General features: G+C 65.7%; 13 protein-coding genes. 6 read left to right on the plus strand and 7 right to left on the minus strand.

Annotation, left to right across the window (positions count from 1 at the left end):
- Positions 1-59: 59 nt before the first annotated feature.
- The 3 genes from K414_RS28530 to K414_RS0110170 form a co-directional block, all read right to left on the minus strand.
- The gene (locus K414_RS28530) at positions 60-257 is read right to left on the minus strand and encodes a DUF3073 domain-containing protein (RefSeq protein ID WP_072692062.1); all 198 of its coding nucleotides are present in this window, start codon (positions 255-257) and stop codon (positions 60-62) included.
- 248 nt (positions 258-505) lie between these two features.
- Positions 506-1,144 carry an MOSC domain-containing protein gene (locus K414_RS0110165; RefSeq protein ID WP_027495852.1) on the minus strand — a complete coding sequence of 213 codons (639 nt, stop codon included), beginning with the start codon at positions 1,142-1,144 and terminating at the stop codon, positions 506-508.
- The gene (locus K414_RS0110170) at positions 1,141-2,262 is read right to left on the minus strand and encodes a folate-binding protein YgfZ (RefSeq protein ID WP_027495853.1); all 1,122 of its coding nucleotides are present in this window, start codon (positions 2,260-2,262) and stop codon (positions 1,141-1,143) included. The genes K414_RS0110165 and K414_RS0110170 overlap by 4 nt, the downstream gene beginning before the upstream one ends.
- Before the next feature lie 45 nt (positions 2,263-2,307).
- Here K414_RS0110170 and K414_RS0110175 point away from each other — a divergent pair, with 45 nt between their 5' ends.
- From K414_RS0110175 to cydC, 5 genes are all read left to right on the plus strand, one after another.
- Positions 2,308-3,174, plus strand: a complete 867-nt coding sequence (locus K414_RS0110175; protein WP_027495854.1) for an aminodeoxychorismate lyase — start codon at positions 2,308-2,310, stop codon at positions 3,172-3,174.
- Positions 3,175-3,304: 130 nt separating this feature from the next.
- On the plus strand, positions 3,305-4,774 hold the full coding sequence (locus tag K414_RS0110180) for a cytochrome ubiquinol oxidase subunit I (protein ID WP_027495855.1): 1,470 nt from the start codon (positions 3,305-3,307) through the stop codon (positions 4,772-4,774).
- A 9-nt stretch (positions 4,775-4,783) separates the two neighbouring features.
- A complete protein-coding gene (gene cydB / locus K414_RS0110185; protein ID WP_027495856.1) occupies positions 4,784-5,821 on the plus strand; it encodes a cytochrome d ubiquinol oxidase subunit II in 1,038 nt (345 codons plus the stop codon).
- Positions 5,818-7,518 (plus strand): thiol reductant ABC exporter subunit CydD, encoded by a 1,701-nt coding sequence (gene cydD / locus K414_RS0110190; RefSeq protein ID WP_027495857.1) that lies wholly within the window; start codon positions 5,818-5,820, stop codon positions 7,516-7,518. The genes cydB and cydD overlap by 4 nt, the downstream gene beginning before the upstream one ends.
- Positions 7,511-9,175, plus strand: a complete 1,665-nt coding sequence (gene cydC, locus K414_RS0110195; protein WP_027495858.1) for a thiol reductant ABC exporter subunit CydC — start codon at positions 7,511-7,513, stop codon at positions 9,173-9,175. Before cydD ends, cydC begins: the two co-directional genes overlap by 8 nt.
- Before the next feature lie 193 nt (positions 9,176-9,368).
- On the opposite strand, the gene K414_RS0110200 is transcribed toward cydC, so the two are convergent.
- On the minus strand, positions 9,369-10,034 hold the full coding sequence (locus tag K414_RS0110200; RefSeq protein ID WP_027495859.1) for an FABP family protein: 666 nt from the start codon (positions 10,032-10,034) through the stop codon (positions 9,369-9,371).
- A gap of 376 nt (positions 10,035-10,410) precedes the next feature.
- Between K414_RS0110200 and K414_RS0110210 the strand changes: the two genes are divergently transcribed.
- Positions 10,411-11,955, plus strand: coding sequence for a cutinase family protein (locus K414_RS0110210; protein ID WP_027495861.1), 1,545 nt, complete (start codon positions 10,411-10,413; stop codon positions 11,953-11,955).
- Between the two features lie 72 nt (positions 11,956-12,027).
- Here K414_RS0110210 and K414_RS0110215 read toward each other — a convergent pair whose 3' ends face one another.
- The 3 genes from K414_RS0110215 to K414_RS0110225 are packed head-to-tail and all read right to left on the minus strand — an operon-like array spanning position 12,028 to position 13,690.
- Complete coding sequence (locus K414_RS0110215; protein ID WP_008719402.1) at positions 12,028-12,333, minus strand: DUF1416 domain-containing protein; 306 nt, start codon at positions 12,331-12,333, stop codon at positions 12,028-12,030.
- Position 12,334: 1 nt separating this feature from the next.
- Complete coding sequence (locus K414_RS0110220; RefSeq protein ID WP_027495862.1) at positions 12,335-13,171, minus strand: sulfurtransferase; 837 nt, start codon at positions 13,169-13,171, stop codon at positions 12,335-12,337.
- 42 nt (positions 13,172-13,213) lie between these two features.
- On the minus strand, positions 13,214-13,690 hold the full coding sequence (locus tag K414_RS0110225; protein ID WP_027495863.1) for a DUF4395 domain-containing protein: 477 nt from the start codon (positions 13,688-13,690) through the stop codon (positions 13,214-13,216).
- Positions 13,691-13,736: the final 46 nt, after the last annotated feature.

The raw sequence follows: 13,736 nt of genomic DNA on the forward strand, positions 1-13,736 counted from the left end.
ACGAACAAGTGAGGGGGAGCCGCGGTGCGGCTCCCCCTCAGTCGTTCAGTGCACAGTTTCTAGCGTCGCCAGTCCTCGTACTCGTCTTCCTCGACTCGGGAATGCACATCCGAGTCAGAGTGGATGCCGCCACGATGGGAGTTGGACGAACCACCGGAGAGCTCTCTTTGCAGACTCTCCAAGTCCGTTGTCGGCGAGCTGTACTTGAGCTCACGAGCGACCTTTGTCTGCTTTGCCTTAGCCCTGCCTCGGCCCATGGCGGTGCCCCCTCGCGGACTTGCGGGGCGGCCTGGGGAAATTTGGCGGCCCCGTTAGAGTTGGTATTTCTTCCTGGCACACACTCTAGCGCGCGAATCGCCGCGATGCGCATACGGCACCACGTGTCGATGCCGGGCCCCGCGGCGCGACACGCCCGGGGCAGGGGTCCGCGCTGCCTGTACCTGCGCATATCCGTGCTCAGGCGAACTATCTTCGCGCTACGACACGAAAACAGTAGTGCTGCGCGTCATGGCCTCCGCGACGATTTCAGCGCCGCCGCCGCGTCGCGGTACACCTTCGGTGCCAATCCGGGCTCGTCCAGAAGAGTCTGCATCGCCGCGGCGTCCCGCCCCTCGAAGAGCATCCGCACCGTCACCGCGTGCCGAGGAACCGATTCGACCGTCACCGAATCACCGGCGGCGAAGACCCCGGGCTCGAGCACTCGGAAGTAAGCACCCACATCTCCCTGGGCCGTGAATCGGCGAACCCACCCCGGCTCGCCCATCCACCGCGCGAACGTGCCGCAGGGCTTGCGTGCGATGGTTGCCTCCAGCGTCACCGTGCCGATGCGCCACCGCGTGCCGATCACCGCGTCGGTCACCGGGACGCCGCTGGTCCGCAGATTCTCGCCGAACCGTCCTGGCTCGACGGGCGCACCCAGCTGATCGGCCCAGTACCGGGCTTCTGCCTCGTCGTAGGCGTACACGGCTTGATCGAGACCACCGTGGAACTTGGTGTCGGAACAGTGGTCCCCGCCGATGCCGAGCTCGTGCACATCCACCGGGCCGTGCACGGGGCGCTTGTCGATGCCGCTGTCGACGACGCCGCGCCGCCCGAACGGGACGTCGGCATGCACCACGCAGACCGCCGAGACTGTCCCGGTCACCGGCCGCGAAGGCGATCGACGGCCGCGCGGCCGGCCTGAACGTCGTCGTACGAGGGGATGGAATCGGGGTCGATCGACGCTGCGCACGGACCCGCCTCCAGGGCGGTGTCCACCGGAATCGTTCTCTTGACCAGCGCGAGGGCAACGGGCCCGAGCTCGAAGTGGTCGACAACGGTCCCCAGACGCCCCACCGCGCGGCCACCGGCGGTGACGGGGTCGCCGGTCACGGGCCGTCCGTCGGCGGAACCGTCGAGATGCAGGAGTACCAGGTGACGCGGCGGTCGACCGAGGTTGTGCACCCGCGAGACGGTCTCCTGCCCGCGATAGCAGCCCTTCTCCAGATGAACCGCGCCGAACTCGGCTGCGCTGCCGATCCATCGGACCTCGTGCGGAATGGTCTTCTCGTCGGTGTCCACGCCCACCCGCGGTCGCACCGATTCCACCCGCAACGCCTCGTACGCCCACGTTCCGGCCGGGGCAGCACCGGCGTCGCGGAGGCGAAGGAACCAGTCGCTCAGGCCTGCTCGGGGGACGACGACGTCGTACGAGTTCGGACCCGGCCAGGGCATCCGCCGGACGAAGCCGCCGCCGTCCACTGCCGACGCGCCGTAGATCTCGCTCGGAACCGGGAGGCCCGCCTTGTCGAGGATCGACGCCGCGTCGGATCCGAGGACGGAGAGAACGACGAGTTCGTCGGCCTCTCTGGGTTCGGCCTTGGCCCAGAAGACCATCTTCTTCAGGAACGACAGCAGATCCGGTCCCCGTGCATGTTCGGTGTCGATGTAGGTGACCCCGCCCAGATCGGTCTGAACGAAGTGATGCTCGATCCGGCCGTTGACGTCCAGGCTGAGGTTTTCGGCCGAACTGCCGTCGGGCAGATCCGATACGAGTTGGCTCGAGATCGTGTTCAGCCAGCTCGAGCGCTCGTCGCCGCTGATGGCAAGCACGAATCGGTGGGATCGATCGATGACGGCGGCTGCGCTGACGGCACTGCGTTGTTCGCCGAACGGATTGCCGTAGTGCCAGGCGACGCCGGCATCGACGCTGTCGTCGGGAGAGGGCACTGCGCCGGGGAGAGTGAGAAGAGGACTCGGGGTGATCGTCACAGGATCGGACACCACTCCATAGTAGGAGCACCCGGCCACAGCCTTTAGGGTGGCGGCATGTCGGAGTCGGTAGTGGTGACGTTGGACGGCCGAGTGCACGACGCGGATCGGCCGTTGCTGTTCGCCGACGATCTGGCTGCCGTGCGTGGTGACGGCGCGTTCGAGACGCTGCTGGTGCGTGACGGCTCGGCCTGCGGCGTCGAGCTGCACCTGGCGCGTCTGGCCGTGTCGGCGGCGGCCCTGGATCTTCCCGTCCCCGATCCGGATGCCTGGCGCGCAGTGATCGAGCAGTCGGTCGGCCTGTGGACGGAGAAGTCCACGGACGAGGGCGTTCTGCGGTTGGTGCTGAGCCGTGGTCGTGAGGGCGGCGGCGATCCGACGGCGTTCGTGACGCTGGGGCCACTGCCGGGTCGAGTGCGCAACGCCCGGGAGAACGGGGTGTCGGTGATGACGCTCGATCGGGGCTACTCGGTCGACTTCTCCGCCGGTGCGCCGTGGCAGCTGGCAGGCGCGAAGACGTTGTCGTACGCGACCAACATGGCCGCGCTGCGCCACGCTGCCCGCCAGGGCGTGGACGACGTGATCTACCTCAGCAGCGAGGGCAGAGTGCTCGAGGGACCCCGGTCGACGGTGGTGGTGGCGCGCGGTAAGACTCTCGTCACACCGTCGGTCGAGCAGGGCATCCTGGCGGGCACCACTGTTGCCGCCCTGTTCTCGGTGGCCGAGGCGGCCGGCTGGACGTGCGAGCACGGGCATCTGTATCCAGCGGATCTCATTGCAGCGGACGGTGTTTGGCTCGTTTCGAGCGTCACGCTCGCGGCGCGGGTGACATCGATGAACGGCGTCGTTCTGGGGCGGCCCAGCCGCGCGGACGAGGTGCCAGAGATGGTCGATCTCGCGGTGGAGACCGTCCGGATGCTCTGAGGGCCAATGGCCCTGTCGAAAGACTCTTCCCTACTACTACTCGTAGTAGTACATTCGAATCAGTCGAGGGCCAATGCCCTGACCTGCGGTGTTGCCCGTCACAGCTCGGGTGGAAGAGTTCGGAGTATCGATGGACGCGTTGGATGTCTCGCGGTGGCAGTTCGGTATCACCACCGTTTATCACTTCATTCTTGTACCCCTCACCATCGGCCTCGCGCCGATGGTGGCGGCCATGCAGACCATGTGGGTGATCACCGGCAAGGATTCCTGGTATCGACTGACCAAGTTCTTCGGCAAGCTGTTCCTCATCAACTTCGCACTCGGCGTCGCAACGGGAATAGTGCAGGAGTTCCAGTTCGGAATGAACTGGAGCGAATACTCACGATTCGTCGGTGACGTGTTCGGTGCGCCCCTCGCACTCGAAGGGCTGGTCGCGTTCTTCCTCGAGTCCACGTTCCTCGGTTTGTGGATCTTCGGATGGAGCAGACTACCCAAACTCGTTCACCTGGCGACCATTTGGCTCGTCGCCATCGGCGTCAACGCCTCGGCCTTCTTCATCATCGCAGCCAACTCCTGGATGCAGCATCCCGTCGGCGCGATCTACAACGAAGAAACCGGCCGCGCCGAGCTGACCGACATCTGGGCGCTGCTCACCAACAACACTGCGCTGGCAGCATTTCCGCACGCGGTCGCAGGCGCATTCCTCACCGCCGCCACATTCGTCGCAGGCATCTCCGGATGGTGGATGGTGCGCGAGGCGCGCAAGAAGAAGCTGGATGAACCAGCCACCGACTCGCGCTCGATGTTCCGATCGGCAGCGCGCATGTCGTTCATCGTCATGATCGTTGCGGGTGGGGCGCTCGCCATCACCGGAGACATTCAGGGCAAGCTCATGTTCGAGCAGCAGCCGATGAAGATGGCCTCCGCAGAATCGTTGTGCGACACCGAAACCGGAGCCAGCTTCTCGCTCCTGACCGTGGGTACCCACAACAACTGCGAATCCGTGGTGCACCTCATCGCGATCCCCGGCCTCACGTCGTTCCTGGCGGAGAACGACTTCGGTGCCACCGTGCAGGGCGTCAACCAACTACAGGATCAGTACGAGCAGCAGTTCGGACCGGGCAACTACAAGCCCAACCTGTTCGTCACCTACTGGGCGTTCCGGATGATGATCGGCCTGGCCGCAGGCTCTGCGTTGCTCGCTGTCGCCGGACTGTGGGTCACCCGAGGTGGCCGGATTCCCGACCAGAAGTGGTTCTCCTGGCTGTCACTACTGGCCATTCCGACGCCGTTCCTGGCCAACAGCGCCGGCTGGATCTTCACCGAAATGGGGCGTCAGCCATGGGTTGTCGCGCCCAACCTCTCGGGAGTCGATCAGATCCGGCTCACCGTCGACCAAGGGGTCTCCGACCATCCCGTCGGCCTCGTCGTCGCCTCCCTGGTGACGTTCACACTGCTGTACGCCGCTCTCGGAGGTGTCTGGTTCTACCTGCTTCGGCGCTACGTCATCGAAGGACCTCTCGACCACGACGCGCACCCGCACGTCGACCCACCGGAATCGGAAGACGATGAGCCCAAGCAGCTCTCGTTCGCGTACTAGGGGATAGCAATGTCACTGCCCGAATTCTGGTTTCTCATCATCGCTTTCTTCTTCGTCGGCTACTTCGTGCTCGAAGGCTTCGACTTCGGCGTCGGCATGCTCATGCCCATTCTGGGTAGGCACCCCGACCCGGTGACGGGGGAGAAGCGTCGTCGCGCAGTTCTCAACACCATCGGCCCGGTCTGGGACGGCAACGAAGTCTGGCTCATCACTGCAGGCGGTGCCCTGTTCGCGGCGTTTCCCGAGTGGTACGCCACGTTGTTCTCGGGCTTCTACCTGCCGTTGCTGTTGATCCTGGTGGCGCTCATCCTGCGCATCTGCGCCATCGAATGGCGCGGCAAGATCGACGACCCGGTGTGGCGTCGTCGCTGCGACATCGGCATCGGCATCGGCTCGTGGGTTCCGGCGGTGCTGTGGGGCGTCGCGTTCGCCAACATCGTCCGCGGAGTCGCGATCGACGAGAACAAGAAGGTCACCGCAGGGTTCTTCGACCTTCTCAACCCGTACGCACTGCTCGGCGGAGTAACGATGGCCGTGGTGTTCGCACTGCACGGTGCCGTGTTCATCGCGCTCAAGACCTCCGGCGACGTCCACGAGGACTCGGTGAAAATGGCAGCGTGGCTGTCGGTTCCGGCAGTGCTCGTCGGTGGAGCCTTCGCGCTGTGGACACAACTCGCGTACGGGAAAACCTGGACGTGGGTACTGGTCGCGGTGGCAGCAGTGGCACTGCTGCTCGTCGTCGCGCTGACGGCGAAAGTACGTGAAGGCTGGGCCTTCGTCTTCACCTGCGTTGCCATCGTCGCCGTCGTCGTGCTGCTGTTCGCGTCCCTGTTCCCCAACGTGATGCCGTCCAGCACCGACGCCGCCTTCGATCTCACCATCGCCAACGCGTCGTCCAGCCCGTACACGTTGACGGTGATGACGTGGGCTGCGGCCTTCGCTGCACCCGTCGTCCTCGGCTACCAGGCGTGGACGTATTGGGTCTTCCGGCAACGTATTTCGAGCGCCCAGATCCCCGACTCGATCGGGCTGTCGGTGAAGTCGTGACCGCACCCACCACCGCGCGAACACGGCCGAAGGGCCCGGTCGATCCGCGACTGTGGAAGTACTCACGCTCCGCCCGCGGCTACGTGCTCGTCACGGTCGCGCTGTCGACCGTGGTCACCCTGTGCATCATCGTGAGTGCATTGGCAATCGGACGCGTGCTGGCCGGCGTCATCACCGACCCGTCGGCCAGATCGTTGTCCGCATGGACGACGGAACTGGTCGTCCTGGCCGGTGCAACAGTGGTTCGGGTGCTCGCGACCGGAGCCCAGTCTCGTTACGCACACCGGTCTGCGTCGCGGGTCGTCGCCGAGCTGGAGATCGAAGTACTCACGACGGCAACGCGTTTCGAGCCTCGCGAGCTCGACGCCGAGCGCGAAGAACTGGCCGTCGTCGTGACCCGCGCCATCGGCGGACTACGGGCGTACCTCACCGGCTATCTGCCGGCGCTGGTGCTGGCCGTCATCGTCACCCCGTTGGTCCTGATCGTCATCCTCACACAGGATCTGACGTCGGCCGCCATCATCGCCGTGACCCTGCCGCTCATCCCCGTCTTCATGATCCTGATCGGCTTGCTGACCAAGGGCCGGGCGGCCGCCACGCTCACCACGATGACCAGGTTGTCTGCGCAACTGCTCGATCTGTTGGCAGGCCTGCCGACTCTGCGCGCGCTCGGGCGCGAGCACGGGCCGGCCGCTCGCGTTCGTGCATTGGGCGACGCCCATCGTCGAACGACCATGCGCGCACTGAAGATTGCGTTCCTGTCGTCGATGGTGCTCGAGTTGCTCGCGACGCTGTGTGTAGCGCTGGTTGCCGTCGGCATCGGGCTGCGTCTGGTGTTCGGCGAGATGACACTCGAAGCCGGCATCATCGCGCTCGTCCTCGCGCCCGAGGTGTACTTTCCACTGCGTGCCGTCGGCACCCAGTTTCATGCGGCCGAGGACGGCGTCGAGGCAGCCGATCGTGCATTCCGGGTGTTGGACCGGCGAACGGCGCGGCCGACCGGTGGCCGCACCGCCGACGCAACAGCGGTCGACATCGAGCTGGACGGGCTCGGCGTTGCAAGTCGGGACGGAGCGGCACCAGCGGAGCTGAGTGCGCTGTGCCGGGCGGGCACCGTCACGGTCCTGACCGGACCGAACGGCGCAGGTAAAACGACTGCGCTGCACGCGATCCTGGGCCTGACTCCGCCGTCGACCGGCGCGGTGAGCGTCGGGGGAGTGCCGATCGCCGAACTCGATCTCGAACAGTGGTGGGCGCAGGTGGCCTGGCTCCCGCAGCGGCCGGTGTTGGTGCCGGGCACGCTCTACGACAACGTGACCCTGCACGGAATCCCCGACTCGGCTGCACTGGAACTCGCCTGCCGCGCAGCCGGATTCGACGAGGTGCTTCGAGAACACCCCGAGGGCTGGGACACCCGCGTCGGGCAGGGTGGGGTGGGGCTCTCGCTCGGCGAGCTACAGCGCCTCGCACTGACACGTACCTTCGTGTCCGATGCTCCGGTGATGCTGTTGGACGAGCCGACGGCACACCTGGATCCGCTGAGTGAAGCGACTGTGCTGCAGGCGGTTCGAGATGCCGCCGACCGCGGCGTCACTGTGGTGATGGTCGGTCATCGGCGTTCGGTGCTGCATGCCGCCGACCGCATCGTCGAGGTGCGCAGCGACTCGACCGCGAAGCGGGAGTTCGAGCATGTCTGATCTGCGACGAGCGCTGGCGCTGTTGGAGCTGTCTCCGCGCAGAGTCGTACTGGCCGTGTTGGCCGGGGTGGCGACGCTGGGCAGTGCACTCGCCCTGGCGGCACTGTCGGCGTGGTTGATCACCCGGGCGTGGCAGATGCCACCGGTGCTGGACCTGTCGGTTGCCGTCGTAGCCGTTCGGGCACTGGGTATCTCGCGCGGGGTGTTTCGGTATCTCGAACGCTTGACCACCCATGATGTGGCGCTGCGCGGAACGACGGCGGCCCGCACGAGAATCTACGAGAGATTGGCGAACGGGAACGGCGCGGTCGCACTGCGACGGGGTGACGTTCTGGCGCGCACCGGTGCGGACGTGGACGTTCTCGGTGACGTCGTCATCCGGGCCGTCGTTCCCATCTGTGTGAGCGTGCTGATGATGCTCGCGGCCGTGGGCCTGCTCGCGGGAATCGCACCTGCCGCCGCATCGATTCTGGCGGTGGCATTGCTGATCGCCGGCGTGGGTGCACCGATACTCGCGGCCCGGTCGGCGAGGATCGCCGAGGAAGCCGGTGCCGAAGCCGACGTGCGCTTCGCCGAGACAGCGGTCCGCGCACTCGACCATGCGGCGGAACTGCGAGTCGCCCGTCGTCTGGACGCGACACTCGCCGAAGCCGAGGGCGCAGCACACGACTCGGTGGTTGCGCGAGATCGCGCGGCGCGTCCGTCGGCACTCGCCGATGCCGCACAGCCACTGGCGATCGGAGCGTCGGTGATCGGGTCGTCGCTGATCGGAATCGGGCTGTACGGCCCGGACGGAGGCACGGCGGGCGGCATGACGCCGATGGCGCTCGCGATCATCGTGTTGGTTCCACTAGCCGCGTTCGAGGCGACCGCAGCTCTGCCCGCAGCGGCAATCGCACTGATGCGCGGCCGAATCGCGGCCACCCGAATCATGACCATGCTCGATGCGGCTCCCCATGTGAGTGGCAGCCTGAACGGGTCGTTCCGCGGGCTCCACTCCTGCCTGGACGGGTCGTTCCGCGGGCTCCACTCCTGCCCGACCCCTGCTACGAACTTCCGCGCACATGCGCGGAGCGCAATCATCGGGCCCAGTGGATCGGGAAAGACGACGATGCTTCGGGCACTCGCCGTCGAATTCGGATCGGATGCAGCGCTGTCCGCCGAAGACGCGCACCTGTTCGACACCTCGATTCTGGAGAACCTGCGAGTGGTGCGCGGCGACGTGGACGAAGACCAGGCAACGCAGGCATTGCGACGAGTGGGTCTCGGACCGTGGCTCGACGCGTTGCCCCAGGGCGTTCACGCGACACTGATCGGTGGGGCGCAGGCGGTCTCGGGTGGCGAGCGTCGTCGACTCCTTCTCGCACGCGCACTGCTGAGCACCGCGCCCGTCGTGCTGCTGGACGAGCCGACCGAACATCTCGACAGAATCTCCGGCGAACGGATTCTGCGCGAGCTGCTCACCACCGACGACGGGCTGTTCGGTGCCGAGCGAACGGTGGTCGTCGTCACTCACCAACTGCCCGAGAACACCGACGCCGACCAGGTGATCGACCTCGGAGACCGGACTGCGAAAAAACCCTTTGCCGACTCCCGATCGCGGGCGTACGTTGGGAGTACACGAGAGAGGAGGTGGTCTGAAGTTGATGAACTCTAGGACGCGTGAGGTGGCTGTCAGCTAGCCGCAATCGCTGACGGATTCACTGCGAAGACCGCGCGAGCGGCAGGCGAATCCCAGGCAGCTACCCGGCCCCCGAGCCCCCGACCTGTCCGGTCGGGACCTGACGTCAGGTATAGCTCGGGGGCCGTTCGCATGCGAACGGCCCCCGAGATCCGAAAAAGATTCTGCGTCAGCCGATGTAGCGGGTGAGGCGGGCCGACAGACGCGGTGCGAGCGGGCCGTCGGCGACGACACGTTCCTCGACGTACGCCAGATCCCCGCCCTCGACGATTCCGTACAGGCGGCGAGCTCCGCCTACCAGTGCACCCGACGTGCTGCGGATGACGACGTCGGTGGCAAGTTCCCAGGACGACTGGGTCAGGGCGTGACCGTAATACAGTTCGACGACGCCGGTGCTGTGCGTCAGCAGCAGCTCGACGACTTCTTCGTCCTTGGACCCCTTGACTCCGTCGCCGCCGCTGATGCGCCAGAACCCGGTCTCCCGAAGGTCGGGGTGCGCGTAATTGCCGTCGGAATCGAGTCTCCAGGAGCGCGATTCCCAGCTGAGGTAGCTGCCGCCGTCATGGGAGACGACGATCTGCTGACCGAAGGGATAGTCGGTGTCCGTCTCCGGATCGTGCCCCTCGCCCTGACCGCGCCACACGCCGACGAGTGGCAGCAGCGCCAGCATCGACGGGTGCAGATCGGGACCGAGCCGCAGGTTTGCGGTGTCGTCCGGATGGGGGATGTCGGGCAGCACCGGGATGTTGCGCGCCGACGCCTCGGCGAACTTCTGCTCGGCAGCCGAAATGGCTTGGTCACCGCTGGTGATAGGGGTGCCCAGTCCGTCGTCGATGCTGTCGGGGTTGCCCGCGCCCGGTTCCGTCACGACTCGTCGTTGACCAGTCGGTAGACGACATAGAGCGAGAACGCGATGATGGCTACTGCCGCAAGCGCCAGCAATACCTCGAAGAAGATGACCACGGAACCGAGTTTAACCCGCGGCGAGACCGGTCGATGACAACGGTCCGTTTCCGCGCTGTGGCATTGGTGACACACCATCATTTTTGCGGCCCACAGTGCCCTGGATCACTCGTAGTGATGGCGAAACCGACGCGAGCAGGTACCTTCTTCCCGGGGGCGTCGGGCTCTCGACTTCGAGAGCGCCGACGAATTCACTATGTGTGTCGAAAAGGCTGTTGTCTTGTAAGGCTGGGGAGGTCTCTGCAGAAATGCTGCGTCGTAAGCGTGTTCTGACATCGTCGTTCGGTTCCGTATTGGTTCGATCGGCGGTTGTCACAGTGGCGTTGGCCCTTGCAGCTCCCGCTGCTGCGCTGGCCGCGCCCGACTCGGGATCGTCCGATTCGGGTTCGGCAGAGTCGGGTTCGGCCGACTTCGGTTCGTCTCAGGGCCCGAATATCGATCCGAACAACTACGCGCAGGACTGCCCGGACGTACTGCTGTTGGCGGTGTCCGGAGCCACCGACTCGGACTCCGATCGCAATCCGCTCAACGAAGAAGCGCAGACGATCGCGTCGAACTGGGTCGGCAACGTCACCGTTCCGGTCGGTGAGGCGAACGCGGACAGCCCCGGCACCGTCGGCTGGCTCTACGTCCCGTATTCCTCCACCTACGGTTTCGACGTACTCGACAACGTGCCGACCTACCAGGAGTCGATCGCCGACGGCATCGCGTCGACCAATCGGTTGATGGACGAGTACAAGACCAAGTGCGGTGAGAAGACCAAGTTCGCGCTGCTCGGGTACAGCGTCGGCGGCGAAATTCTCGATCGCGTGACGATGGAACTCGGCCACCGTGATCCCAATGCTCTCGTCACGTCCGACGACGTCGTCGGTGTCGTCATGGTGGGGTCGCCCTACCGCCCGGCCGGCGTGCCGAACTTCGGTGACGAGGTTGGCCAGTCCCTCGGCGGCTTCATGGACCAGGCGCCGCGGGACTACGGGTCGATGACGGACAAGGTCACCTGGTCGTGTCGGCCCTACGATCTCGCCTGCGACTCGCCGGACAAGATCGAACTGCTGCAGCTGGCGCTCGGTGTACTCGGTCAGATGCGGTTGACGCTGCTCAACCCGGTGCAGACCGTCTCCGACTTCGGTCGGACGGTCGCCTCCATTGCCACCCGCGCGATCATCGATATCGCCACGAACAAGTCGTGGCTCGAGTCGGACGAGACGCTCCTGCAGGTTCTCGTCAAAGTCTCCGACCGGCAGTATCAGGTGGACGACGCGAAGGCTGCAGCAGCGCTGTCGCCCGACCAACTACTCGCCGATCTCAACTGGGCTCTCGGTCCGGGTGCCGAAACGGTGAAGGCGAAGCTGCGCGCCGAGGGCGAGGGCCTGGTGGAGAACAACAAGGGCATCGTCGACGTCGTGCTCGGCCCCTACTTGGCGATCGGCTTTCTGCAGCACCTGTCCTACTGGTACAACGACCCCAACGACGGGGTCGAGTGGGAAAGCGAAAAGATGGTCGCGTGGGTGACCGATCTCGCCCGAACCGAACGCGAGAAGAAGAACGCGCCTCCCGCGGTCGACCCGGCCACCCCCGAGACCCAGGCACCCCAGACCCAGGCACCCGAGACCCAAGCACCCGAGACGCCCGGGCCCGCCCCGGAATCCCGGGTGCTGCCGGAGCCGGGGACGCAGACTCGCGTCAGCGACCTCGGAGCCTTCCTCGAATCCCAGGGCATCCCGGTACCTCCCGGCATGCTCCCGCCGCAGTACTCCACGGTCCCCGAGCCGGCGCGAGCGGTCGGCTAGAGCAACGAAAAGAACCCCGCACCTGGTTGCCAGGTGCGGGGTTCTTCTATGTGTTCGGTTCGGTTCGGTGACTCAGACTCCGACGGTGACGTCGGCCGAGTGCACGCCCGCGCCCTCGGGCGTGATGACGGTGTCGCCGTTGCCCGATGCGGACAACGCCCGCAGCGTCCACTGTCCGGGGGCAGCGAAGAAACGGAAATCGCCGGTTCCCGACGCGACGACCTCGGCGGTGAATTCGCCGGTGCCGTCGAGGAGACGGACGAATGCGCCCGCTACCGGCTCACCGTCGCCGGCGAGGACACGGCCGGTGATGACCGTTTCCTTCTCGACGTCGACGCCTGCGGGGATGGTCTGACCCTGCACGGGTGCTCCACACATATCAGTGAACCTCCAATTCGATGGGTGCTCCGACGAGGGAGCCGTATTCGACCCAGCTGCCGTCGTAGTTCTTGACGTCTTCCTTGCCGAGGAGCTCCTTCAGCACGAACCAGGTGTGGCTCGAGCGCTCACCGATGCGGCAGTAGGCGATGGTGGCCTTGCTGTCGTCGTAGCCCTTGGTCTTGTACAGCTCTTCGAGTGCCTCGTCGGACTTGAACGTGCCGTCCTCGTTGGCGGTGGTGCTCCACGGGATGTTGATCGCGGACGGGACGTGGCCACGCTGCTGAGCCTGCTCCTGCGGGAGGTGTGCCGGCGCGAGGATCTTGCCGGAGAACTCGTCGGGGGAGCGCACGTCGATCAGGTTCTTGTTGCCGATGGCGTCGATGACCTCGTCGCGGAACGCGCGGATCGACAGATCCGGTGCCTCGGCGCGGTACTGCGTGTTCTCCCGGCTGACGACGTCCTTCGACAGCGGGCGGCCGTCGAGCTCCCACTTCTTGCGGCCGCCGTCGATCAGCTTGACGTCCTTGTGGCCGTACAGCTTGAAGTACCAGTAGGCGTAGGCGGCGAACCAGTTGTTGTTTCCGCCGTAGAGCACAACAGTGTCGTCGTTGCTGATGCCCTTGGCCGAGAGCAAGCCGGAGAACTGCTCCTGATCGAGGAAGTCGCGGCGAACCGGGTCCTGCAGGTCCTTGCGCCAGTCGAGCTTGACCGCACCTTCGATGTGTCCGCCGTCGTAGGCGCTGGCGTCTTCGTCGACCTCGACGAAGACGATCTTCGGTGCGTTCAGGTTCTGCTCGGCCCAGTCGGCAGAGACCAGGACGTCGGAGCGAGCCATGGTGTTCCTTTCGGTCTTTCTTGTCGGATCAGGGGGTAATTGTCACGCTGCGGTGCGCGAGTTGCCGCGCAATCGAGCTGCGAGGGGGTAGATCATGCAGCCCAGGCACACCGCGAACGCTGCGTTGAGAAACGCCGCGAAGAGCGCGAAGCCTGTCGCTACGGTGCCGACGACGGGAGCGCCGAGAGCGAATCCGAGGACTCCGACGGCGGCGAACACGAAGCCCACCAGTTGGGCGAACTTCAACGGGGCCACCGGCTCACGTTCTGTGGTCGGTGAGCGCCGCGGCGCGACGAATGTCGCGTAGATCGTGCCGTACGGACTGTGCTTGGGTCCGCGGACGGCTCCGATTCCGAACACGATCGCCTGGAGCCCCAGCAGGATTGCCGCTGCGGGAACCGAGACCGTGCTCGCGAGGAGGACGACGACCAGAACTGCGGTGGTGATCCACGCTGCGAAGCGCGGACCACGGACGTCGACCTGGTCGATCGTGGTGGTGTGGGTGTCGGATGTCGACATCGAGAGGTACTCCTGTGCGAGGCCGGGGCACGGCTTGTCGCCGGTG

This window comes from Rhodococcus sp. JG-3, assembly GCF_000482405.1.
Lineage (GTDB): Bacteria > Actinomycetota > Actinomycetes > Mycobacteriales > Mycobacteriaceae > Rhodococcoides > Rhodococcoides fascians.

Coding starts and splice junctions, on each gene's coding strand:
- K414_RS0110180 (WP_027495855.1), top strand. CDS start 3,305: ATGGACGCGTTGGATGTCTCGCGGTGGCAGTTCGGTATCACCACCGTT.
- K414_RS0110220 (WP_027495862.1), bottom strand. CDS start 13,171: ATGGCTCGCTCCGACGTCCTGGTCTCTGCCGACTGGGCCGAGCAGAAC.
- cydB (WP_027495856.1), top strand. CDS start 4,784: ATGTCACTGCCCGAATTCTGGTTTCTCATCATCGCTTTCTTCTTCGTC.
- cydC (WP_027495858.1), top strand. CDS start 7,511: ATGTCTGATCTGCGACGAGCGCTGGCGCTGTTGGAGCTGTCTCCGCGC.
- K414_RS0110210 (WP_027495861.1), top strand. CDS start 10,411: ATGCTGCGTCGTAAGCGTGTTCTGACATCGTCGTTCGGTTCCGTATTG.
- K414_RS28530 (WP_072692062.1), bottom strand. CDS start 257: ATGGGCCGAGGCAGGGCTAAGGCAAAGCAGACAAAGGTCGCTCGTGAG.
- K414_RS0110225 (WP_027495863.1), bottom strand. CDS start 13,690: ATGTCGACATCCGACACCCACACCACCACGATCGACCAGGTCGACGTC.
- K414_RS0110175 (WP_027495854.1), top strand. CDS start 2,308: ATGTCGGAGTCGGTAGTGGTGACGTTGGACGGCCGAGTGCACGACGCG.
- K414_RS0110215 (WP_008719402.1), bottom strand. CDS start 12,333: ATGTGTGGAGCACCCGTGCAGGGTCAGACCATCCCCGCAGGCGTCGAC.